The sequence below is a fragment of the Undibacterium sp. Ji49W genome (genome assembly GCF_049340205.1).
Lineage (GTDB): Bacteria > Pseudomonadota > Gammaproteobacteria > Burkholderiales > Burkholderiaceae_D > Undibacterium.
This window is the reverse complement of sequence record NZ_JBMPOW010000008.1, coordinates 118,246-141,572: the sequence shown is the minus strand read 5'-3', so window position 1 is coordinate 141,572 and position 23,327 is coordinate 118,246. Positions and strand designations below refer to the sequence as shown.

The 23,327-nt window shown below is 52.1% G+C and carries 13 protein-coding genes; 6 read left to right on the top strand and 7 right to left on the bottom strand.

Translation table 11 applies throughout. The annotated features are described in order from the left end of the window. Nucleotides 1-24: 24 nt before the first annotated feature. Both ACO0LK_RS11840 and ACO0LK_RS11835 read left to right on the top strand, forming a co-directional pair. Nucleotides 25-2,622: a TonB-dependent receptor gene (locus ACO0LK_RS11840; protein WP_422975258.1), complete on the top strand. Its 2,598-nt coding sequence runs from the start codon at nt 25-27 to the stop codon at nt 2,620-2,622. Between the two features lie 117 nt (nt 2,623-2,739). Continuing rightward, nucleotides 2,740-3,786 (top strand): glycoside hydrolase family 53 protein, encoded by a 1,047-nt coding sequence (locus ACO0LK_RS11835; RefSeq protein WP_422975466.1) that lies wholly within the window; start codon nt 2,740-2,742, stop codon nt 3,784-3,786. Between the two features lie 95 nt (nt 3,787-3,881). On the opposite strand, the gene ACO0LK_RS11830 is transcribed toward ACO0LK_RS11835, so the two are convergent. From ACO0LK_RS11830 to ACO0LK_RS11810, 5 genes are all read right to left on the bottom strand, one after another. Continuing rightward, nucleotides 3,882-6,803, bottom strand: a complete 2,922-nt coding sequence (locus tag ACO0LK_RS11830; RefSeq protein WP_422975257.1) for an HD domain-containing phosphohydrolase — start codon at nt 6,801-6,803, stop codon at nt 3,882-3,884. A 226-nt stretch (nt 6,804-7,029) separates the two neighbouring features. Continuing rightward, entirely contained in the window at nt 7,030-10,458 is a 3,429-nt protein-coding gene (locus ACO0LK_RS11825; protein WP_422975255.1) for a PAS domain S-box protein, read from the bottom strand. Nucleotides 10,459-10,467: 9 nt separating this feature from the next. Beyond that, nucleotides 10,468-12,576, bottom strand: coding sequence for an EAL domain-containing protein (locus tag ACO0LK_RS11820; RefSeq protein ID WP_422975253.1), 2,109 nt, complete (start codon nt 12,574-12,576; stop codon nt 10,468-10,470). A gap of 153 nt (nt 12,577-12,729) precedes the next feature. Continuing rightward, nucleotides 12,730-14,442, bottom strand: coding sequence for a protein kinase domain-containing protein (locus ACO0LK_RS11815; protein WP_422975251.1), 1,713 nt, complete (start codon nt 14,440-14,442; stop codon nt 12,730-12,732). A gap of 23 nt (nt 14,443-14,465) precedes the next feature. Then, nucleotides 14,466-15,680 (bottom strand): nitrate/nitrite transporter, encoded by a 1,215-nt coding sequence (locus ACO0LK_RS11810; RefSeq protein WP_422975249.1) that lies wholly within the window; start codon nt 15,678-15,680, stop codon nt 14,466-14,468. A 369-nt stretch (nt 15,681-16,049) separates the two neighbouring features. Between ACO0LK_RS11810 and nirB the strand changes: the two genes are divergently transcribed. From nirB to ACO0LK_RS11790, 4 genes are read left to right on the top strand one after another with little or no spacing between them, the layout of a single operon-like run. Then, on the top strand, nt 16,050-18,479 hold the full coding sequence (gene nirB / locus ACO0LK_RS11805; protein ID WP_422975247.1) for a nitrite reductase large subunit NirB: 2,430 nt from the start codon (nt 16,050-16,052) through the stop codon (nt 18,477-18,479). A 27-nt stretch (nt 18,480-18,506) separates the two neighbouring features. Beyond that, entirely contained in the window at nt 18,507-18,851 is a 345-nt protein-coding gene (gene nirD, locus ACO0LK_RS11800) for a nitrite reductase small subunit NirD (RefSeq protein ID WP_422975245.1), read from the top strand. A gap of 55 nt (nt 18,852-18,906) precedes the next feature. Beyond that, nucleotides 18,907-21,672, top strand: coding sequence for a molybdopterin-dependent oxidoreductase (locus ACO0LK_RS11795; protein ID WP_422975243.1), 2,766 nt, complete (start codon nt 18,907-18,909; stop codon nt 21,670-21,672). A 25-nt stretch (nt 21,673-21,697) separates the two neighbouring features. Then, nucleotides 21,698-22,168, top strand: a complete 471-nt coding sequence (locus ACO0LK_RS11790) for a GNAT family N-acetyltransferase (protein ID WP_422975241.1) — start codon at nt 21,698-21,700, stop codon at nt 22,166-22,168. A 61-nt stretch (nt 22,169-22,229) separates the two neighbouring features. On the opposite strand, the gene ACO0LK_RS11785 is transcribed toward ACO0LK_RS11790, so the two are convergent. Together ACO0LK_RS11785 and ACO0LK_RS11780 are read right to left on the bottom strand one after the other, a co-directional pair. Then, entirely contained in the window at nt 22,230-22,871 is a 642-nt protein-coding gene (locus tag ACO0LK_RS11785) for a LysE family translocator (RefSeq protein ID WP_422975239.1), read from the bottom strand. A gap of 35 nt (nt 22,872-22,906) precedes the next feature. Beyond that, nucleotides 22,907-23,284, bottom strand: coding sequence for a GFA family protein (locus ACO0LK_RS11780; RefSeq protein WP_422975237.1), 378 nt, complete (start codon nt 23,282-23,284; stop codon nt 22,907-22,909). Nucleotides 23,285-23,327: the final 43 nt, after the last annotated feature.

Here is a 23,327-nt window from a genome sequence, read left to right as displayed (position 1 = left end):
GTTATAAAAAAATCAGGAGACAAAATGAAGCAAAAGAAAATCAGCTGGATGATTCACGCCTTGTTCGTGATGCCAGCAATCAGTGCCACAGCCTTTGCCCAGGAAAAACCAGCAACCGATGAAGTGCAACAGGTTACGGTGAGTGGCATCCGTGCTTCGGTGCGCAATGCACTCGCAAGCAAAGAAGCATCCAACAGCATGATAGAAGCCATTGCTTCAGAAGATATAGGTAAATTGCCGGATACCACCATCGCAGAATCACTGGCACGCCTGCCTGGCCTGTCGTCAGGATTGGATCGTGGCAATGCAAGTCAGATCGTGGCGCGTGGCATGGGCCCGCGCTTTATTGGCGCGACACTCAATGGTCGTGAATTGGCATCCACTGAACCGGCCCGTGCCGTGCGTTTTGAACAATTCCCGTCAGAATCTTTAAGCGGTGCAACCGTCTACAAAACACAATCTGCTGAAATTACAGAAGGCGGTATTGCGACAACGATTGATTTGCAGACAGTACAGCCACTGAAATTCAAGGATCGCCAGATTTCTTTGAGGGCAGACGCCTTGTATTATCCTATGGGCGATCAAATCCCCGGTGCAAAAAGTAAAACACCACGTGTGGGTGGCGTGTATATCGACCAGTTCAATAATAATACCCTGGGCGTTGCGCTGGCTTTCAGTTATCAGGACCAGCCTTCGCTCCAAAAAAATATAAGACATTGGGGTTTTAACGAAGATCATTCAGCAGATTTGAATGGCGATGGCAAGGTTGATAAAACGCCCTGGGGCTTTGGTGATGATGTTAAACGCGGTACAGATAAACGTACCAGCCTGTTGGGCAAAGTCGAATGGAAGGCCAGCCCCAATGCCTTGATTACCGGTGACGTTTATTATGCTAAAGCAGCCATTAATGAACCGGGTTTACAGCACTGGACCGGCGATGTCGGTAACTGGGATGGCTGGCAAAAAGCCAATTACAGCAACATCGATATCCGCAATGGTTATGTGGTGGGCGCGACAGTAAAAGACGTCGGCCTGACCACCAATGACTATAAGTGGGTGCAAGACAATAGCAATGTGGCTGGCGGTATCAATGGCAAATTTACGATAGGCGACTGGAAGGTAGAGACAGACTTATCAACATCGCGTGCGAAACGTGATAGCCAGTGGCGTGACTTGCGCCTGTTTGCAAAAAACAATAGCACACTCACATGGTCGTTTACCGGGGATGACCGTCAGGTTTACAGCCTGGGGCAGGATTCAGGAAATCCGACAGCATTTGGTGCGCCAACGATGTATGTGGATACTGACGGCCACTTGAAGGATGAATTGAATGGCTTGCATCTGAATGCTGCCCGTGGTGTTGATTGGGGTGCGGTAAGCCGTATCAAGTTTGGCGCCCGCTTTACGGACCGCGAAAAATCGTATAACCAAACGACATGGAGCGCATCCCCAACAGGAACGATACCTGATTCGGCATATGAAACCATACGCGTTGACGGTTTTGCGCCATTCATTGCATTGAAAAATTTTGATGCGTCTTCTTTCGCCGCCTTTGGTCCGAATGTATTCAGTGCTAACGGTCGCCCTCAAACGCAGAATGATTTACTGTCGGGCTGGAAAGTCAAAGAGCGTAGCTCTTCACTCTATGCGCAGGCTGACCTTGATGGTACGGTTATGGGAACAGGGTATCGCGGTAATGCCGGCGTGCGTATCGTGCATACCAGCCAGACTGGCGAAGGCATGCAGTCATTGAGTGGCGCAGCGCCGACACCAGTGCAGGGTGGCACTTCTTATACCGAGGTATTGCCCAGCCTGAATTTGATATTTGCGATGGACGACAAACAGGAAAAGCAGGTACGTTTCAGTTTGGCGCGTGCCATGTCACGTGCACCGCTGGATGAAATGCGTGCTTCACGTAATTTGAATGTCGACCCCAATCCTGTACAGCCTTTGACAGGCAATGCCGGTAATCCGGAATTGAAACCAATGATGTCGAATCAACTGGACCTGGCTTATCAATGGTATTTTGCCAAAGGTGGTTTGGCATCGGCTGGCGTGTTCTATAAACAGGTATCACGCTATATAGGCATTACGGAAGACAAGACCAGCATCAATGGCCGCAGTGCGCTGATCACGCGTTCGGTGAATGGTGGCGGTGGCAATGTCAAAGGTCTGGAACTTGTGTATCAGCAGGCATTTACCGGCTTGCCTGCGCCATTTGATGGCTTAGGTGTGCATGGTAATTATGCCTACACAGAAAGTGACATCAAGGAAAATATGCCTTCCGTGAATCCTTTCCCTATCGAAGGTTTGATGAAACACAATGGCGGCATCACTGTCTGGTACGAAAAAGCCGGATATGAAGCACGGCTTTCTGCCAACTACCATAGTGCCTTCGTGCGCAATCCGACCTGGGCTGCCGGTCAGTTGATACTCAATGGTGCCGAGACTTACCTGACCCTGAATTTGTCCAAACAGATCACACCGCAGTTGCAAGTGCGATTTGGTATCGACAATATGACGAACCAGAAAGTCGTGTATACCAGTGCAAATAATCCATACCAACAAGAAGTGACCGAATTTGGCCGTCGTTTTAATTTGGGACTTACTTACAAGATGTAATTGCTTGAGAAGAAGGGCGATGCAAATCGCCCTTTCTTTTTGACAGATTTGCATTCATATCATTTTTATCAGTTCATGAAATTCGATCATTTTTTTTCTGTAATATGTTTGGCGCTGATGGTTTGTACCAACGCCAGTGCACAAAGTTTGTCAGATGTGGGCAAGATAAAAAATGTGTCTGATGGTCAGGCACAGACACAGACACAAGCAAGAGCGACACAAGTCTTTGCCAAAGGATCAGATATTAGTTGGCTGTCAGAAATGGAAGCATCCGGCTACCAATTTTTTAATAAGGCAGGCGTCAGGCAGGATATTTTCCTGACTTTAAAAGAACAGGGCATGAATGCCGTGCGTTTGCGGGTATGGGTGAACCCTGTCGATGGCTGGAATGGCTTGCCAGATGTACTGGCCAAGGCGCAACGGGCAAAACAGGCCGGTATGCGCATCATGATCGATTTCCATTACAGCGACACCTGGGCGGACCCGGCACACCAGACCAAACCAGCAGCATGGAGTCAACACAGTATTGCTGAACTGCGCACAGATATCGCGCAACACACCTCGGCGACTTTGCTTGCCCTGCGTGATGCAGGCATTACACCCGAATGGGTACAGGTCGGCAACGAAACCAATGACGGCATGCTGTGGGACAGTGCACGTCCTTCCAAATCTGCCGGCAACATGAAAAATTATGCGGAGTTGACGACAGCAGCCTACGATGCCGTCAAGCAGGTTTTTCCTGCGACCCAGGTCATCGTGCATCTGGCCAATTGCCATAATAACGAAGGGTTTCGCTGGATTTTTGATGGTTTGAAAAAACATGGCGGCAAGTTTGATGTCATCGGTGCGTCGTCATATCCACTGGAAGCCCCTGGTCACACCTGGCAATCAGCAAACAATGCCTGCCTTGCCAATTTGAATGATATGACAGACCGTTATCAGGTACCGGTCATGGTGACCGAAGTCGGCGCACCCTGGGATCACCCGCAGGCGAAAGCCATTTTGAGTGATGTTATCGCCAAGGTCCGTTCTGTCCGTCAGAACCAAGGCCTGGGAGTGATCTACTGGGAAGCGCAAGCCTATAAAAACTGGAAAGGCTATTCCTTCGGTGCTTTTGATAACACTGGAAAACCGACAGCGGCACTGGATGCATTTTTAGATTGAGATGCAAAGCCTGTCGCGGCAACTCTGCAAAATGAGTATGGGTACGTATGAAATGAGCTCTAATGACGTGATGGTATGTTTATCTATTGCCTTGCTCACAGGTAAGCGCGTATATCAAACTCATCAATCTGTTCAGGATTCATGAAAATTTTCCCGTATTCGAGATAAGCGCCAGACCTCAAAAACAGGGCAAACAATTCTGCGTCTATATGCTGATCTTTTTTCATGAAGCTCATGATCTTGATGGCTTCTGACAGGGTTTTGCCTTTCTTGTAAGGGCGGTCGGCTGCTGTCAGGGCTTCGAAGATGTCGGCTATGGCCATCATGCGCGCGGGGATGCTCATGTCTGCACCGGTCAGGCGTTTTGGGTAGCCGGTGCCATCCATTTTTTCATGGTGGCCACCGGCAATTTCTGGCACTTTGGCCAGGTGACGCGGGAAGGGTAGCTTTTCCAGCATCATGATGGTTTGTATCATGTGTTCGTTGATCTTGTAGCGTTCCTCTTCTGACAGGGTGCCGCGTGCCACGGTCAGGTTATACACTTCGCCACGGTTATACAGGTGTTGTGGCACCTTGACCTTGAAGCCCCAGGGATTATCTGCGGCGATCGTGTCGCGCGGTGATCTGGTGAAAATGTGTTCGGTCTTGTCGCTCAGCAGTTGTTCCTGCACAGGCAGTGCGGGTTCTGTTGTGCGGTTCTTGCGTTCTTTTTCATCGTGAGAAATGCCGATGCGATCAGACAGGGTTCTTAGCCATTGGCGTCCGGCGATACCCTGTATGCGGGCGATTTTGTCGGGGGCCATGAATTCGCCGCCCTCATTGCATTCCGCCAGGAAGGCAAAATCGCTATCCAGCTGGGCGATGGTGTCGTCCAGTTTTTTCTTGAGTTCTGCCGCATCATTGCCGGCACTGTCATTTGCCACTGCTTGCCAGTAGTCGATTTGTGCATCACGTTTCAAGACTTCAAAGCGCATGCGAATTTCATGGATGCGGTCGTACAGGGTTTCCAGTTTGGTTGCCTTGTCGACGATGTATTCGGGAGTGGTAACCTTGCCGCAGTCATGCAGCCAGGCAGCGATGTGCAGTTCTTCCCATTCGGCGTCGTTGAGCTGGAAGCCGGCAAACGTGCCTTCGGTTTCCTTGCAGGCGGCCTGGGCCAACAGTTTGGTCAGCACGGGCACGCGCTGGCAGTGGCCACCGGTATAGGGGCTTTTGGCATCGATGGCGCTGGCAATTAATTGTATGAAGGCTTCCAGCAGGGCTTTCTGTTCCTGTATCAGGCGCTGGTTTTCTATGGCTATCGCAGCGGCGCCGGATACGGCCTCTGCCATGGCTTGTCTGCCGGGATCAATATCTGCATCATCAATCACCAGGGCTATCGCACCGACTAAAATGTTATTGCGGTCCTTTAAAGGAATGGCAATCAGCGTGGTGACGTGGTTGGTGGCGGGCAGTGCGCTGAAAAAGCGCGGTAAGTCTGCCACCTGCAACTGGCAGATGCTGCTGCGCGATTTGCATGCCTGGATGACGGGATGCTCTTCATCGTCCATGGCAATGCGCTGGGCATCGCTTTCCAGCACCTGGTGGTCAACATAAACCTGCACCACTTGCATGGATTGGTCTTGTGGCTGATACAGGTAGAGGATACCGGATTTTGCATCGGTAATTTCCGACATTTCCTTTAATACCCGCGCCAGCAATTTGTCATAATTGGTTTCTGATGCCAGACTGCCAGCAATATCGATGAAGGAACGTATGGTCGCTTTCATGCCACGCATGGAATGCGTCAGATCAGCAATTTCCCTGATGCGTGACTGGATGTTGATGGGGCTTTGGAAATCGAAACGGGCGATCTTGCTGGCTTCGTCATTCAATTGCTTCAGCGGTTTGGATGCCAGGCGCGAGAAATAAATGGTGACGCCCACACCTATCACCAGCATCACCAAAAACAGCATGATGGTTTGCTGGCGCATTTTGATCACATCAGCCAGCAGTTCATGATGCGGGCTGGCGATCAGTATGTGCAAATCCTGACCACCCGGGATTTGTATATTGGCCTGATAAGTGGCCCAGGTTTGTCCCATGACATCCAGCGTCTGGCTGATACTGCCAGCGCTACCGGTGAGTTCCCGCACCTTGTTCAGTACTGGCGCATCCTGTTCTGCCAGGGTGGGCATGCTTTGCGTACCATCCAGTTTGGTGACGATTTGCGGTTTATAAGTGGCTTGTTTGCCGTTTTTCCAGGCCAGTAATTGACCCTTGCGGTCTATCAGGGCAATACTGGTGGATGGCGTGACACTGCTGTTCTTGATGGTTTCATGGATGGTGGGCAGTTCTATATCTATGCCGACGACGGCATCCACACCGACAATTTTTTGTGCATAGGTGACGCCTATTTGCCCAGTGGTAAAGAAGTAATATGGTTCAGATACATTGGCCATGTCGGGGTTTTTCATGGCGTTTTCATACCAGCCTCGCTGACGCGGATCATAATTGCGCAGGGGGATTTGCTGACGGCTGATTTCATTGAGCCTGTCATCCAGATAGACGACATGCTCCAGCATCTTGCCCGTCTCCAGACTGGTACTCTGTACTATCCATGCTGTTTTTTCTGGTGCCTTGAATACCTCATTATTGCCATTTGATTTGGCATACTGGCGCAACAGAAAAAACTCACCATCAGCAAAACCTACATAAGCCGACGTAGCAGATTTAACGCTGATGATGGATTTGGCCAGGTAATTGACATGGGCTAAGCGCTCATTAAGGTTCTTGCCAGAAATAGGATGGGATTGTGCCAGTATCTCGGTCTGGTTTTTGACCGGCTCATAAATGTCTTTGACATTGCTGGCGACTTCATTGCCTATCAGGCTATAACTGCTGTCAGCCTGGGCCAGGATGATCTTGCTCATGCGTGTGAACTGTACGGTACCCATGGCAATACCGAATAGTAATATCAGGCCTGTAAAGAAGTAGGCGATATAAATATAGAATTGCACATTCTTTTTGATACTCATCGACAGGCCCGCCCAGAGTAATGTCACGCCAGCATGGAGCATCCGCTTTTGTTCGCTACGACAGATGCTTAAAAAACAAGTTCTATGGTAGTGGTTTATTGTGTATCGCGCAAACGAAAACTTTTTATACAAAGGCTAAAGCCTTGCCAGTCTGGTCGCAAAACACAAAATTCTGACGGTCAGCGCTATAAGCTACTTACTTAGCCACTTACTTCGCCGCTTACTTTCAGTGCAAGTTCCTGTTGTTCAGGTCCTGATGTGAAATGGGCAGGTCGATATAGAACTTGGCACCGCGCCCGGGGCGTGATTCAAAGCCGATATTGCCGTCCATTCTTTCAACCAGTTCACGGGTAATCGCCAGACCCAGACCGGTACCGCCGTTCTGGCGTGTATCTGATGAATCTGCCTGGGCGAATTTTTGAAATATCCTGTCCCTGAATTCATTCGGCACACCCGCGCCATGGTCGATCACGTTGATGCGCACGCGGCGTTCATTGGCGATGGCGGTAATGTCTACCGTGCCGTTTTCTGGCGAATATTTGATGGCGTTGGACAACAGGTTGGACAGTACCTGCATGAATCTTTGTGTGTCCACCGATATACTGACGGCCGGAACCGGATGCGCCAGACGTAGCGACACGTGGCGTTGCGCACCGAAAGTCTGGTTCGATTCTATGGCCTGTGCCAATACATCAGACAGCGGCACGGTCTGGAAATGGAAGACCATTTTACCTGCCGACAGTTTTTCCATATCCAGCAAATCATTGATAAGGAAAGTCAGACGCAGGCAATTTTTAATCGCGATGTCCAGCATCTGCTGGATACGATCCGGGAAGCTGCCAAGTGCACCGCCCGATATCAGGCCCAGTGCGCCAGAGATGGATGTCAGTGGCGTGCGCAGTTCATGGCTGACGGTAGAGATAAATTCATTCTTGATCTGTTCGATACGCTTGCGTTCAGTAATATCGCGCATCAGGCCTATGTACAGCGGTTTGCCCTGACGCTTGACGGCAGACATGGATACATCAAGCGGGAACAGACTGCCATCCTTTTTGCGTCCGGTGATTTCACGACCTATGCCTATGATGTCTTTGACGCCGCTTACTTGGACGGGCAGTTCTTCTTTGCCCGATGCCTGTGTAATTTCAGCAGGTGTGACAGGGGCATCTGACAGATCGATAAATGCCTGCGGCATCAGTTGGCGGATATGCTGGCCAGGGAGATCATCAATGGTATAGCCAAAAATATTGGCAGCGGCATTATTGACGCTGAGTATGTATTCATCTTCATTCAGCGTGATGATGCCGTCGAGTACATTGTCAACAATGGTGCTGGTCTGGGTGGCATGCTCGCGCAGGGATTCTTCGGCAGCCTTTCTTTCGCTGATGTCCTGGAAGGTACCGTACAGACGCAGACAGACATTGTTTTCAAACTGCGGGAAGCCGATGACATGCACGCAACGTTCATTGCCGCGTGCGGTGATGATGCACAGTTCGGTATCAAAGGCCTTGCCTTCACGCAGGGCATCGCCCACCATCTGGGTTATTTTTTGCTGATAGTGTTCATTCTTGTAGAAACTGATGGCATGTTCTACGGTACAACTGAAATCTTCATCCACTTCATGGATTTGCCGTGTGACTTTACTCCAGTGCAGTTCCCGGGTTTGCGCATCCAGTTCCCAGGTACCTATGCGGGCGGCGGCATTTGATTTTTCCAATAATTCAAGTGCGTGTTCCAGTTCCGCTTCGGCTTCTTTTTGCGTGGTAATGTCGGCGTGGCTACCCGACATGATCAGTGGCTGGCCATCAGGACTCCAACTGACTACGCAACCGCGATCATGTATCCAGATCCAGCGGCCGTCTTTGTGTCGCATGCGGCTTTTGAGGTCAAAATACTCGATCTCGCCACGGAAGTGCTGTTCGATCAAAGCACTGGTCAGCTTCAGGTCTTCCGGGTGACACAGATTAAGCCAGGTATCTACCGTGGTGGGGCTGAGTTCCGCCAGTGTATACCCCAGCATTTCTGCCCAGCGTTCGTTGTAGATCGTTTCGCCGGTAACGATATTGCATTCCCAGGTGCCGATATTGGTACCCTTGATGACATTCGCCAACTGACGTTCTGTTTCATATCTGTGCTTTTGTACGCGGGCGGCACTGATTAATTGTCCCAGTGTGCTGAACAGCGGGTTGATAAAGGCGATCAACGCATCATCGGCGCTTGCGTCATGCTGGCGATTGGCAATACCGACGATGGCAATCAGCTCGCCATCGTAATGAACGGGAATACCGAGGAAATTTCTAAGCGGCCTCAGGTGTTCAGGAAAGATGATGCCAAGTTCTGTCAGCGCTGGCGTTTGCAGCAGTGTGGCTTGCGTGATATTTTTCTGGATGCCAAACAGTGTCGTCAAATGTTGCGAGATCTGGTCTTGCACATCCTGTACCAGAGGCGTACCAACGGTCAGTTCATTGTTGGTATTCCAGGCCAGTACGGTCGATTTCAGGACGATCTCACCCTGCTTGTCGTGCAAGACTTCGTTGATGAAACCGCATTCGCTGCCAGTCAGGTTCAGTGTCGCGGCCAGCAGGGATTCAAAGCCTTTTTCCTGATCACTTTCGCTGATGAACAAGGCCTGGGTTTGGGCGATGGCGTCACTCAGCATGCGCTGTTGCTGTAACTGGCTGTCCAGTTCCTGGCGTTTCAGGACACCGCTCACCCAGTCGCCCAGCAAACGCACGAATTCAATTTCCACATCTGAAAATGGGAACAGGCGTGCATGCACGTCAGAAAAATTCAGGGTCCCATATTGGCGCTCATTCATGTACAGTGCGACAGAAATATAGCTGACCACACCCAGTTGTGTATAGCCGGGGTGATGCTGATAAGGACTGTTGAATACATCCGCGATATGAAAGACGGTATTGCTGTTCACCGTCAGTGACGCAAACGAATCGGATAGCGGGATTTTTTCGCCTTCGTGAAAACGGTCATCTCCGGATTGTCGCAAGACGATTTCACACATTCCGTCTTCTACTTTAACGATATGCCCGGTACCGATGCCCAGGTAATCACAGGCCATTTCCAGTGCCTGTCGTAACAGGTTTTCAGGGTCTTGATATGACAGCGAGGTAATTTCTGTCAATGCCAGCAAGGCATGGTGCTGGCGCTGTTGTTCTTCCCTTGAGAATTCATGTTCCACGCAATCGGCAAGATCGCGCAGGGCGATGATGTCATCCTGGCTCAGGGTTCTTGGCATGCTGTCTATGATGCACAGTGTGCCCAGCCTCTGGCCGTTCCTGGCCCGCAGTGGTGCACCGGCATAAAAACGTATATTGGGTTTGCCTGTGACTAGCGGGTTGTCAGAAAAGCGCAAATCCAGCCTGGCATCTGGCACATACAAGACATCCTGCGACAGGATGGCGTGGCCGCAAAACGAGATATCCCGGGGTGTTTGTGTTGCATCCAGTCCCTGACGTGACTTAAACCACTGCCGGTCGGTATCTATCAGTGACACCAGGGCAATCGGCGTCTGGAACAGATGTCTTGCCAGCCGCGTCAGCCGGTCAAAGCGTTCTTCTGCCGGAGTATCGAGGATGGCACAGGCCTGTAGTGTCTGCAGGCGTATGGCTTCATCGTGAGGGAGGGCAGGTGCTTGCATGGGAATCGCTCAGTTCGCCGGTAAATTGGACAACCATGTTTGCAGGGCTTCGCCGTACAGAGGCTTGCTGGCAAAATAGCCCTGCATGGAATCACAGCCCAGCATACGCAAGGTTTCGCGTTCTGCGGCAGTTTCTATGCCTTCTGCAATCACGCTCAGCCCCAGACCATGGCCCATGGAGATGATGGCCTTGACCAGGCTCTGTGTAATGGGCAGGGCATTGATATTGGTCACAAAGCTGCGGTCTATCTTCAGTTCGCTGACAGGCAGGCGCTGCAAATAGGATAGCGAAGAATAGCCGGTACCAAAATCATCAATCGATAAATCGAGCCCGATATCGCGCAAGCGCTTGAGCAGCAGTATGGTGCTGTCGGGGTCTTCCATGATACCGCTTTCGGTGATTTCCAGTTTCAGCAAGGCCGGGTTGACGGCATGGCGCTGCAACAGTGCGGCGATCTGGTCTGGAAAACTGGTATCGCGCAAGTCATGGGTGCTGACATTGACGGCAATGGTTTGCTGCGGATAATGCTGTTGCCAGCCGAGCAGGGTGGTGATGGCTTTTTCCAGCATCCACATGGTCAGCATGCTGATATAGCCGGTGCGTTCGGCAAAGGGAACAAATTCTGCCGGTGAAATAAAGCCACGGGTCGGGTGCTGCCAGCGCACCAGCGCTTCAAAGCCATAGGCCTTGCCATCGACCAGATGCAGTTTGGGCTGCAGCCACATTTGCAATTCAGAATCCCTGACGGCAGAACGCAGATCAGACAGCAGACTTAAATGACTGAGACGTGAAGCTTCTTGCGCATCGGTGTACCAGGCTGCTGCACTGGCGCTACGCTTGGCCGCATACAGCGCCACTTCGGCATTGCGTATCAGGGTCATCAAGGGCAATGCAGTGTCGATGGTGATGGCCAGGCCGTACACCAGGCTGACATCGACAGAATGCTGGGCACACTTGACCGGTTCGGCCATGACAGCATCAATACGCTGATGCAGGTTTTCCATGGCGCTTTTGCTGGTATCAAAGCACAGGATGGCAAAGGCACCGCCAGCCAGTCTTGCCAGCCAGGGTTTGCGCTCGCCATTGTCCTGGCTGACTACTGATTTGAGGCGTGTGGCTACGTCGTAGATGACGGTATCCCCAGTATCAAAACCTAAGGTCTCATTGATGATTTTAAGGCGCGCCAGATCCATCAGTAGCAGGCCCTGGTGGGGCTCGCCTTTGCCGTCATGGGTTTTCAGCAGGAAGGTGCGGTTGGGCAGATCGGTCAGGGGGTCGTAATACGCCAGGTGCTCGACAGTTTGTTCGCGTATGCCGATAGCGCTGGCCATGGCATTCAGAGCTTCGCCTACCCGCGCCACTTCTTCGGTCTTGCCGGGAATGACGCGCGTCTGGTAGTCGCCGTTGGCAATTCGCAGGGCACTGGCCTGTAGCCGCGCCAATGGCCGCACCACACTGCGTGTTGTCAGCCAGGCCAGCAGCGCTGCTACCAATACCGCAAAGCTCGACAGCAATGCCACCATCATGCCGGTGTGTTCCAGGTCATGCTGGGCTTCGGCCTGGTGTTGTTGTATCAGTTTTTGTTCACGGTCGAGGAAAGTTTTTGATTCCTGTAGCAAATTGCCCAGCGCTGGCTGCACTTGCTTCAGAAAGGTGGATTTGGCAGCTTCCTGTCCTTCATCTTCGAGCTGGTTGACGGTGACAAGATAGTTTTGTTGGTAAATATTGCGCTTTTCCTTGAGGTTCTTCAGGTTCTGCAATTGTTCATCATCGCTTAGCGTGGTTTCCAGGGCGCTGATGAGTTTGTCAATCTGACGGTTTTTTTCATCGACGGCGGCATATTCGGGTATGCGCTGTTCATAGGGAACGGTCAGCAATTGCAGCAGGGCACGTCCGACATTTTCTGTGGATAAACTGAGTTCCTGTACATATAGCAGGCTTTGTATTTCCTTGCTGGAAAATTTCTCGCTTTGCGCTGTCATTTTGCGAATTTGTGAGATTGGCAACAACAGGACGATAGTGAACAAGCCCAGCAGCAAGGCATAGCTGAGCGCCAGCCTTACGCCTATGCGGCGCAGGCGCAGTATATGTATCAGGCGGTCAAGGCTGTTACGCATGGCAAGGGCAGTCTACAAGTGAATATCTGCCCAATGTTAATACACTATTAATTATGAGGGCAATATCATTGTTCACACTCACGTTTATTTATGAGTCAGTTCCAACAAACAGTTGCAGTATGCATCATGCCACGGACGCGAACAGTGTTTCGCTTAACGTGCAATCAGCAGATATACCAGCAAGAGATTGGCGACGATGGAGATGATGGCCAGCGCACGCCACAGTGATAGAGGGTCACGCTGGGCCAGCGGCTTGATGCTGGGAGCAGGCAGGGGATGGGCGGCACCGCGTTCCAGTGCCAGCAGAAATTCTTCTGCCGTTTCAAAGCGATCTTGCGGGTCGCGGGCAACTGCTTTCAGTAAGACATTTTCCAGCCAGTGTGGCAAGTCAGGGCGATAACGACCCGGCGTCACCGGCTCACCAAATTTTGGGCGCTGGAAAGGTTCGACCTCACCATAGGGATAATGCCGGGTCAGCAGGTAATATAGGGTCACGCCAGTGGCGTAGATATCCGTCGCTCTTGACGGCGGTTCCCCCTGGAATTGTTCTGGTGCCAGAAAAGAGGGCGTGCCTGCCAGATTGAAATTGCTGGCTGGTGAACTGTCCTTGCTGTCAAAGCCGGACTGCGCCACGCCCAGATCGAGGATGCGGATTTCATCATCGTCACCCAGATGTACATTGGCGGGTTTGATGTCCCGGTGCAAGATGCTGCGTCTGTGCAGCGCACCGACGGCACGCACCAGTTTGCCGCCACAGACGACGGCTTCGGGCACGGTAAAGTGTTGCCCTGCATCCAGCCGTCTTTGCAACGAATCGCCAGCATGCCAGGTAGACAGGTAATACAGGTAATTTCTTTGCTCGGGCGTGATCACCTGGGGGAAGAAGCGGGCGACCACGCGTTTTGCCAGCCAGGCTTCATGCGCAAAGGCAGAACGTTCCTGGGCATCTGTAGCGCGGTCGGGGTGCAGGGTCTTCAGCACCAGCTTGCGATGATGTACCGGATCGGTCACGCGGTACAGCAGCGTGGTCTGCGAGGTATGCATGACTTCATCAATCACGTAGCCATCAAGCGTCTGGCCAGGTTTCATGCGGGGTGGTACGGGCAGGACATGCAATTCAGTAATGGCGTCGCGCAAATCGCCTTCCGGCAATTCATTGACACGCACGACCAGGGCGCTGCAATTGTCTTGTGAGCCTGCTTTCATGGCGGCTTCGCACAGGCCAGTACAGGCCAGATCCGGGCTCAGGCTTTGGGTGCTGACCTGTTGCAGAAAATCATTCAGGTCATATTCGCTGATGGCAGCCCAGACACCGTCACTGGCCAGCAAGAACACATCACCGGCACGCAGTTCACCCATACCATGGTCTATCACCAGGTGAGAATCCAGGCCTATCGCACGCGTCAGCACATGCTGCATTTCCGGCCTGTCCCAGACATGATCCTGAGTCAACTTCTGCAAGTTGCCATTACGCAGCAGATAGCAGCGGGTATCGCCGACATGGGCGCTGTAATACATGCGCCCACGCAGCACCAGGGTGGTCAGGGTGGTGGCCATGCCAGCCAGCTCGCGTCTGACCGAGCCTTGCTGTTGTACCCAGCTATTCATGGCGACCACGACTTTTTCCAGCGCCGTGGTGACTTCCCAGGTATCCGGCGTGGCGTAGTAATCGGTCAGCAAGCCGCGCACGACATATTCAGCTGCCTCGCGTCCGCCCTCACTGCCGGATACACCATCAGCAACGGCCAATATCATGCCCTTGCTTGACAGTTCCGGTTCGCCCGGCGTGACCATGCCGACAAAGTCTTCATTACGGCTACGCACGCCTGCGACAGACTGATAGCCGGTAGTGACGATGAGTGGCATGGTGTGGGATAAGCCTCAGGTGATCAGATTTTGGCGGTGGTCATGGCGGCAGAACCCCAGGTGGTGCGCCAGCGTTTCTTCACCAATGATAAACCGAGCAGGGCGACAATTGCCAGGCCAGCAAAAATTGACAGACCCAGCTGATAGCTGCCGGTGATCTGGCGTGAATAACCCATACTGGCCGCCAGGTAAAAACCACCGACACCACCGGCCATACCCACCAGACCGGTCATGACGCCCATCTCTTTGCGGAACCGTTGTGGCACCAACTGGAACACGGCGCCATTGCCGGTACCCAGTGCCAGCATGGCGATCACAAAGACGACCACGGCAGCCACGGATGACTGCAAGCCAGTCGCAGCTATAAACAGGAAGGCGGCAGCAACGGTGTACATCACCGACAGTGTCTTGATACCACCAATACGATCTGCAATACGACCACCAAACGGACGCACCAGTGAACCCGCAAATACGCAGGCAGCCGTGAAATAACCGGCGTGTATCGGCGACAGGCCATACTGAGTATTGAAATAAATGGTCAGCGACGATGCCAGACCAGAAAAACCGCCGAATGTCACACTGTAGAAGAACATGAACCACCAGGCATCCTTATCCTTCAGCACGGCCAGGTATTCACCCATTGATTTGCTGGGTGTTTCACCCGGCGCATCCTTGGCAAAAATCAGGTAGACAATCAGTGCCACTATCAATGGAATCAGAGCCAGTCCAAACACATTCGACCAGCCGTAGGCAATCGCCAGTGCTGGTGCAAACAGGGCAGCAAAAGCAGTGCCGGAATTACCCGCACCGGCAATACCCAGCGCCGTGCCCTGATGCTCTGGCGGATACCAGCGCGACGCCAACGGCAGTGCAACCGCAAACGCAGAGCCTGCCACACCTAAAATCACACCCAGAAATAATAACTGTTCATACGTATGTATATTGCCCAGCCATGCCCAGCACAGACCTGCCAGCACCACGACCTGACCAATAAGACCGGCTTTTTTGGGTTTCAGATGATCGACCAGGATACCCATCACGATGCGCAACAATGCACCGGCCAGCAATGGCGTAGCAACGATCAGACCCTTTTGTGCGGCGGTCAGCCCAAGGTCTTTGGATATCTGTATCGCCAGCGGACCCAGCAGTACCCAGACCATGAAACTCAGATCGAAGTAAAAGAAAGCCGCTAGCAGTGTCGGCGGATGGCCTGCTTTCCAGAATGATGTTTTTTGCATGATCGCTCCAATGATGAACGAGCATGCCACTTGCAAGTGCCGTGCCATGAAATCGTGCAGGAAATGGGCTGTTTACTTGCTTGCAGCAGAACGAAATGTGCAAAAAATGTGCGTCAGGTAAATTAAATGGTGCAATGCACCAGTTTGGCCAATTTATTTTTTGTAAAAAATAGGTTTTTCATATCACGCTTCAGCAAGTGGCATTACTCATCATGCTGATTGATTATTTGTTGGTTTTACCTGTGCAAAGCTATTTTATATATGGTTTTATTGGTGCGTACAGAATAAAGCGGGAAACTTGGCTAAGCGAAAATTTCGAACTGGCATTGCTCTTGCTTATAAACCGTGGAGACATGCAAAGGAGCAGCCATGAAGAAATTAAAGCTAGTGATGGTCGGGAATGGTATGGCAGGTGTGCGTACCCTTGAAGAGTTGATCAAGATTGCCCCGGATTTGTACGACATTACCGTTTTTGGTGCAGAACCCTATGCCAATTACAACCGCATCCTGTTGTCACCGGTGCTGGCGGGCGAGCAGACCATCAAGGACATCATGCTCAATGATGTCGATTGGTATGAAGAAAATAATATCACCCTGCATCTCGGTAAAAAAATCACCAAAATCGATCGTCACAAACGCATCGTGATTGCCGAAGACGGCACCCAGACCGAATACGACCGTTTGTTGCTGGCAACTGGTTCCACTCCTTTCATGTTGCCGGTACCTGGCAAAGACCTCAAGGGCGTGATTGCCTACCGTGATATCTACGACACCAATACCATGATAGAGGCGGCAGAAAAGCATACGCACGCTGTCGTCATCGGTGGCGGCCTGCTGGGCCTGGAAGCAGCCAATGGCTTGAAAATGCGCGGCATGAGCGTCTCAGTCGTGCATCTGCCTGGATGGTTGATGGAACGTCAGCTGGATCCTGTTGCAGGCAAGATGTTACAAAAATCCCTGGAAGACCGTGGCCTGAATTTTCTGCTTGAAAAAAATACCGAGGCCATCACCGGTGATGAAAATGGCCATGTGAAATCCATACGCTTTACCGATGGACTGGAAATTCCGGCGCAACTGATCGTCATGGCTGTCGGCATACGCCCTAACACGGCACTGGCAGAATCAGCCGGTCTGTACTGCAATCGTGGCATCATCGTCAATGACACCATGCAGACCTATGACCCGCGTATTTATTCCGTCGGTGAATGCGTGAACCATCGCGGCACGGTGTACGGTCTGGTCGCACCTTTGTTCGAAATGGCCAAGGTCTGCGCCAATCATCTGGCGAATTTTGGTATTGGTCGTTACCAGGGTTCAGTCACATCCACCAAACTGAAAGTGACTGGCATCGATCTGTTTTCTGCCGGTGAATTCATGGGCGGTAAAGATACCGAAGAAATTATCCTGTCTGACCCCATAGGTGGCGTCTACAAGAAGCTTGTTGTCAAGGATGACAAGCTGATTGGTGCCTGCCTGTACGGCGATACCGTGGATGGCAGCTGGTATTTCAAACTACTGCGCGAAGGCAAGAATATTGCTGAAATCCGCGATTCGCTGATGTTTGGTGAATCGAATACCGGCGACGTGGGTCATGAAGGCCACACCAAAGCCGCCGCCATGCCGGATGAGGCCGAAGTCTGTGGCTGCAACGGCGTCTGCAAAGGCACCATCGTCAAGGCCATCAAGGAAAAAGGTCTGTTCACGCTGGATGATGTACGCAAGCATACCAAGGCATCGGCATCCTGCGGTTCCTGTACCGGGCTGGTAGAGCAGATCATCATGTTCACCGCCGGTGGTGATTATTCAACGGCTTCAAAAGTCAAACCCATGTGCTCGTGCACTGATCATAGCCACCAGCAAGTGCGCGATGCAATCAAGGCCAACAAGCTGCTGACTGTTGCAGGCGTACAGGAATTCATGGAATGGCGCACACCGAATGGTTGCTCCAGTTGCCGTCCGGCCATTAACTACTACCTGATTTCCACATGGCCGCGTGAAGCCAAGGATGATCCGCAATCGCGTTTCATCAATGAACGTTCACACGCGAATATCCAGAAGGATGGTACTTATTCCGTCATCCCGCGTATGTGGGGCGGCGAAACCAATGCCAGCGAATTGCGCAGGATTGCCGACGTCGTCGATAAATTCAATATACCAACAGTCAAGGTCACCGGTGGCCAGCGTATCGATTTGCTGGGCGTGAAGAAAGAAGACTTGCGCGCCGTGTGGCAAGACCTGGGCATGCCATCAGGCCTGGCATATGCCAAGGGCTTGCGTACCGTAAAAACCTGTGTGGGCAGTGAATGGTGTCGCTTCGGTACGCAAAATTCCACCCTCATGGGGCAGCAGCTGGAACGAGAACTGGCGCGCATGTATTCACCGCACAAGGTCAAGCTGGCCGTATCCGGTTGCCCGCGCAATTGCGCCGAGGCCGGTATCAAGGACGTTGGTGTGATCGGCGTCGATTCTGGTTGGGAAATTTATGTGGGCGGCAATGGCGGTATCAAAACCGAAGTCGCGCAATTCCTGGTGAAACTGAAGACGCATGAAGAAGTCATGGAATATACCGGCGCTTTCCTGCAACTGTATCGCGAAGAAGGCTGGTATCTGGAACGCACCGTGCATTACCTGGACCGTGTCGGTCTTGACTATGTGAAGAAAATCATCCTCGAAGATGACGAGCGTCGCAAAGACCTGTACCAGCGCTTGCTGTTTGCGCTGGAGGGTGAATCTGATCCGTGGCATGAACCAGAAAAAGCCCAGGTCGATACGCGTCAATTCGAGCGCTTGCCAGCATAAGGCCAATTTAGTTGAGAGGAAAGAAACATGAGTCAGGATTGGCAAGTAATTTGTCGTGTTGAAGATATCCCCGTACTGGGTGCGCGGGTAGTGGCCCGTGCCACCAAACCGGATGTGGCTATTTTCAGGAATAGTGAAAACAAGGTGTTTGCTTTGCTGGACAAGTGTCCGCACAAGGGCGGGCCCCTGTCGCAAGGCATAGTCTTTGGTGAAAAAGTGGCTTGCCCGCTGCACAACTGGAATATTGAATTGCCTACGGGCTGCGCCATTGCACCCGATGAAGGCTGCACGCAAAAATTCAGTCTGAAAGTGGATGCAGATCAGGTGTATCTGGATGCGAATGAATTGCGTACACTTGCAATAGAGGCTTAGGAACAATGCGCTGCATCCCATGTTTTTGTGATGCAGCGAGCACTTAAAGGCATGTATGACTGAAACCAAATCTACCTGTTGTTATTGCGGCGTTGGTTGCGGTGTAGTAATTGAAAGCGAAGGCGGGCAGGTTGTGGGCGTACGTGGTGACCCGGATCACCCAGCCAATTTTGGCCGCCTGTGCAGCAAGGGCAGTACCCTGCATCTGTCGGCAGATGCCCGAATACAGCAACAGGTCAGGGCACTGTATCCCGAAATGCGTGCGCCATCTGCGGGGCGGGATCAGTCACGCCAGCGCAGTGACTGGGATACCGTCATTGCCACCATTGCCGGCAAGTTTGCCGACAGCATCAAGGCGCATGGCCCCGACAGCGTTGCATTTTATATTTCCGGTCAGTTGCTGACTGAAGATTATTACGTCTTCAACAAACTCGCCAAGGGCCTGATAGGCACCAATAATATCGACAGCAATTCGCGCCTGTGCATGTCCAGCGCTGTGGCTGGTTACAAGCAGACACTGGGTGCCGATGCACCGCCTGCCTGTTATGAAGATATAGACCTGGCCGAAGTGATTTTCATCGTGGGCTCGAATACAGCGTATGCCCATCCTATCTTGTATCGTCGACTGGAACAGGCCAGGGAAAAGAATCCAGCATTGAAAGTGATTGTCGCTGACCCGCGCCGTACTGATACCGCGCGCGATGCAGACTTGTTCCTGCCGATTTTGCCGGGCACTGACGTGGCCCTGTTTAACGGCATGCTGCATCTGTGTCTGTGGGAAGATCTGATCGATGTTGATTATATCCAGGCGCATACCGAAGGCTTTGCCGAACTCAAGCAAACAGTACGTGACTATACCCCAGCAGCCGTAGCCAAGACCTGTGGCATCAAGGAAGCCGATCTGGTGCAGGCAGCACGCTGGTTTGGTCAATCCAAAGCCAGCCTGTCCCTGTATTGCCAGGGACTGAATCAATCTTCAGCGGGCACTGCAAAAAATGCTGCCCTGATCAATCTGCATCTGGCTACCCATCAAATCGGCAAACCAGGTGCCGGACCGTTTTCCCTGACCGGGCAGCCAAATGCCATGGGCGGGCGTGAAGTCGGTGGCATGGCCAACCTGATGTCTGGTCACCGTGATCTAAGCAATGCTGAACATCGCGCAGAAATAGCCGCTTACTGGGGTGTTGATGATGTACCGGCTGCACCAGGCAAGACAGCAGTGGAAATGTTTGAAGCAGTCAGGCAGGGGGACATCAAGATTATCTGGATAGTCTGTACCAATCCAGCGCAATCCATGCCTGAACAAAACCTGATACGCGAAGCCTTGCAAAAAGCCGAGCTGGTTATCGTGCAGGAAGCCTATGCCAGTACGGCCACCGTGCCGTATGCTGACATTCTTTTGCCTGCCAGCACCTGGGCCGAGAAAACCGGCACCGTCACCAATTCAGAACGCCGTATCTCGCGTGTACGCCCCGTCATACCCGCACCAGGTGAAGCCAGGCATGACTGGCAAATTGCCAGTCAGTTTGCGCAAACTCTGGCACCTTTGCTGGGCAAGTCAGCGGTCAACTTTGCGTACGACAGTGATGAACAGGTGTGGAATGAACACCGTGACAGTACCCGTGGTCGTGATCTCGACATCACCGGTCTGTCGTACGCCATACTGGAACAGCAGGGGCCACAGCAATGGCCTTATCCGGCTGGTGCCAGCACAGGCAAGCAGCGTTTGTATGAAGATGGCATCTTCCCTACAGCCAGTGGTCGCGCCCATTTCGTCAATGCCGTGTATCAGCCGGTCAAGGATGCGGTGGATGCCCGCTATCCGTTCTCATTGAATACCGGTCGCCTGCGTGATCAATGGCATGGTATGAGCCGTACCGGCACCGTGGCGCAACTGTTTGCCCATGTGGCCGAACCTGGCATCAGCATGGACGCGACAGACATGCAAAGGCGCTTCCTGAAGCCAGGTGATCTGGTACACGTCAGCAGCCGCCGTGGCACAGTGATTTTACCCATCGTTGAAAGTGATGAGCAGCGCGCCGGCCAGGTCTTCATCGCCATGCACTGGGGTGAAGAATATGTATCCGGTCGTGGCCATGCACAGAATGCCAGCTATGGCGTGAATGCCCTGACTTCGCCAGCAATCGACCCCAGTTCCAAACAGCCGGAACTGAAAGCGGCTGCTGTCAAGATACTGAAGGCAGAACTGCCCTGGCGCTTCGTGGTATTTGCCTGGCTGGATAGCGAAGAAGCGTATCGAGTGCAGACTGCCTTGCGACCTTATATGCGTGAATTTGCCTATGCCTCATGCACACCGTTTGGCCGCGACAAAGTCGGTGTCATCTTCCGTGCTGCGAATGAAGAAGCCGTGGCAACTGAGGTGCTGGAAAAAATTGAACAACTGTTTGGCATACATGGCACCGATGTGCTGCGCTATGACGACAGGCGTCGCAGTGTGTCGCGTCATATCCTGGTGAAAGACGGTGGTCTGGCTGCCGTGGCGCTAGCTGGCGATGTCAGTGCTGAAAGCTGGCTCAAGGATTTCCTGCAAGCGCAGGAACCCGTTGCCAGACTGGGGCGTTTGTTGCTGATGCCAAGCACCACGGCACCACAAGGTTTTGCCGCACGCGGCAAAGTAATTTGTAGCTGCCTGAACGTGACCGATACAGCAATCAATGCAGCACTGACTGGCATGGATGGTTTGCCAGCCGACGTATTGACAGCATTGCAGAGTAAGCTGAAATGCGGCACCAATTGCGGGTCTTGCGTGCCGGAGCTGAAAAAAATAATCAGCATCGGTGTACAGCAAAAAGCTGCATAGGACCTTAAACAAACATAGATGGAAAATGAACATAGAAAAACTGGACCCGGCTTCTGACGCAGCAGGCAGGCTGATAGCCCTGTCTGATGTGTACATGGCTGCGCTCTATCCAGCCGAAAGCAATCACCTCGAAAGCCTTACCGCGCTGGCGCAAGATAATGTGACGTTTTTCGGCTGCCATATCGATGGACAACTGGCCGCCTGTGGCGCTGTCAAGATACTGTTTGATGTCGATGCCCAGTTAAACTATGGCGAAATCAAACGCGTGTTTGTCACTGATGAGTTTCGCGGCAAAGGCTTGTCGAAACTGATCATGCGGGCGCTGGAAGATCATTTGCTGACGCATGATATCCGCATCGCCAGGCTGGAAACCGGCATCAGGCAGCCCGAAGCCATCAGCCTGTATTTTCGTCTTGGTTATGCCGAACGGGCTGCTTTTGGTGATTATGAAGAAGATCCCCTGAGTATCTTCATGGAAAAAAATCTGCTGGCCTGAATAGTCAGCCTGCCTAAGCCTGTCCCCAACAGGCGACCATTAGGCGACCATCAGGCGACCATCAGGCAGTCTGCCTTCGCAAATTCAGCAACATCTCCCCGAATGAAATAAAGGCAGCACCAACAACACGGTTAATCCATTTGGCAAAACGTGGTTTGACCAGGACGTGCATGGCGCGTGCGGCCAATTGAGCATACATCAGGTGGGTCAGGTAAGACAGGCTCATGAATATGGCCATCAACGCAAAGAACTGTGGTGCCAGTGCTTCGCCCGGTGTAATGAAATGCGGGAACAAGGCCGTAAAAAACATCAGTGCCTTTGGGTTAGTGGCTGCTGTCAGAAAAGCTTCTAAAAATAATTTGCGCGGGCGTGGTGTAGTGGCTGACGACACATCCTTTACCTCATGCGTGAATGCATTGCTTTTTCCAAACAGTTGTTTAATACCGATATAAAACAGGTATAGCGCACCGATAATCTTGACTGCGGAAAACAGCAGCGCTGAGGAATTCAGCAAGGCACCCATACCCAGGAAGGCTGTCGTAGACAGGCAAAAAATGCCGCACACATTCCCAAATGCCGACCACATGACAGCACGTGCTCCATAACTCGCGCCGTTTTTCAAAGACAATAAAATGGCCGGGCCGGGGCTAAGTACAGCAAGGCTGGCGATGGCGGTAAAGGCAAGCAGGGTCTGGGTTTGCATGGTTAAAATCCTGAAATATGAATAAAAGTCCTGCCTTATGGCATGGCCGCACCAGTCGCCTGCCGTACCGGAATACCCGTAGGATCAAAATTTTCCAGGCAATACACATTGATGCCAAAATTGTCCGGCGTGACGCGCTTGCGATGAAAAGGATAAATACCGCAAGTCTTGCAAAAATAATGATGCGCCGTATGACTGTGAAACTGGTAGTCGTTCAGTGATTCTGCGCCAGCCAGCAGTTTGAAACGACTTTCATGCACCTTGACCATAAGGGCATTCTTGCGCCTGCATATAGAGCAGTCACACATCGTCAGTTCGGGGAAATCGGTCTCTATTTCAAAACGTACGGCACCGCAGTGACAACTGCCCTGATAGCTTTGCATGGGGCGATAGCCCGGTAGTTGATCTTGCATTCTGTGTTTCCTGAGTGATTTGAGTGATCTGAGTCCGACAGGG

What these genes read in the sequence shown, in the direction of transcription:
- ACO0LK_RS11840 (WP_422975258.1), top strand. Translation starts at nt 25, where the DNA reads ATGAAGCAAAAGAAAATCAGCTGGATGATTCACGCCTTGTTCGTGATG.
- ACO0LK_RS11780 (WP_422975237.1), bottom strand. Translation starts at nt 23,284, where the DNA reads ATGCAAGATCAACTACCGGGCTATCGCCCCATGCAAAGCTATCAGGGC.
- nirD (WP_422975245.1), top strand. Translation starts at nt 18,507, where the DNA reads ATGAGTCAGGATTGGCAAGTAATTTGTCGTGTTGAAGATATCCCCGTA.
- ACO0LK_RS11825 (WP_422975255.1), bottom strand. Translation starts at nt 10,458, where the DNA reads ATGCAAGCACCTGCCCTCCCTCACGATGAAGCCATACGCCTGCAGACA.
- ACO0LK_RS11810 (WP_422975249.1), bottom strand. Translation starts at nt 15,680, where the DNA reads ATGCAAAAAACATCATTCTGGAAAGCAGGCCATCCGCCGACACTGCTA.
- ACO0LK_RS11835 (WP_422975466.1), top strand. Translation starts at nt 2,740, where the DNA reads ATGGTTTGTACCAACGCCAGTGCACAAAGTTTGTCAGATGTGGGCAAG.
- ACO0LK_RS11795 (WP_422975243.1), top strand. Translation starts at nt 18,907, where the DNA reads ATGACTGAAACCAAATCTACCTGTTGTTATTGCGGCGTTGGTTGCGGT.
- ACO0LK_RS11830 (WP_422975257.1), bottom strand. Translation starts at nt 6,803, where the DNA reads ATGAGTATCAAAAAGAATGTGCAATTCTATATTTATATCGCCTACTTC.
- ACO0LK_RS11785 (WP_422975239.1), bottom strand. Translation starts at nt 22,871, where the DNA reads ATGCAAACCCAGACCCTGCTTGCCTTTACCGCCATCGCCAGCCTTGCT.
- ACO0LK_RS11815 (WP_422975251.1), bottom strand. Translation starts at nt 14,442, where the DNA reads ATGCCACTCATCGTCACTACCGGCTATCAGTCTGTCGCAGGCGTGCGT.
- ACO0LK_RS11790 (WP_422975241.1), top strand. Translation starts at nt 21,698, where the DNA reads ATGAACATAGAAAAACTGGACCCGGCTTCTGACGCAGCAGGCAGGCTG.
- nirB (WP_422975247.1), top strand. Translation starts at nt 16,050, where the DNA reads ATGAAGAAATTAAAGCTAGTGATGGTCGGGAATGGTATGGCAGGTGTG.
- ACO0LK_RS11820 (WP_422975253.1), bottom strand. Translation starts at nt 12,576, where the DNA reads ATGCGTAACAGCCTTGACCGCCTGATACATATACTGCGCCTGCGCCGC.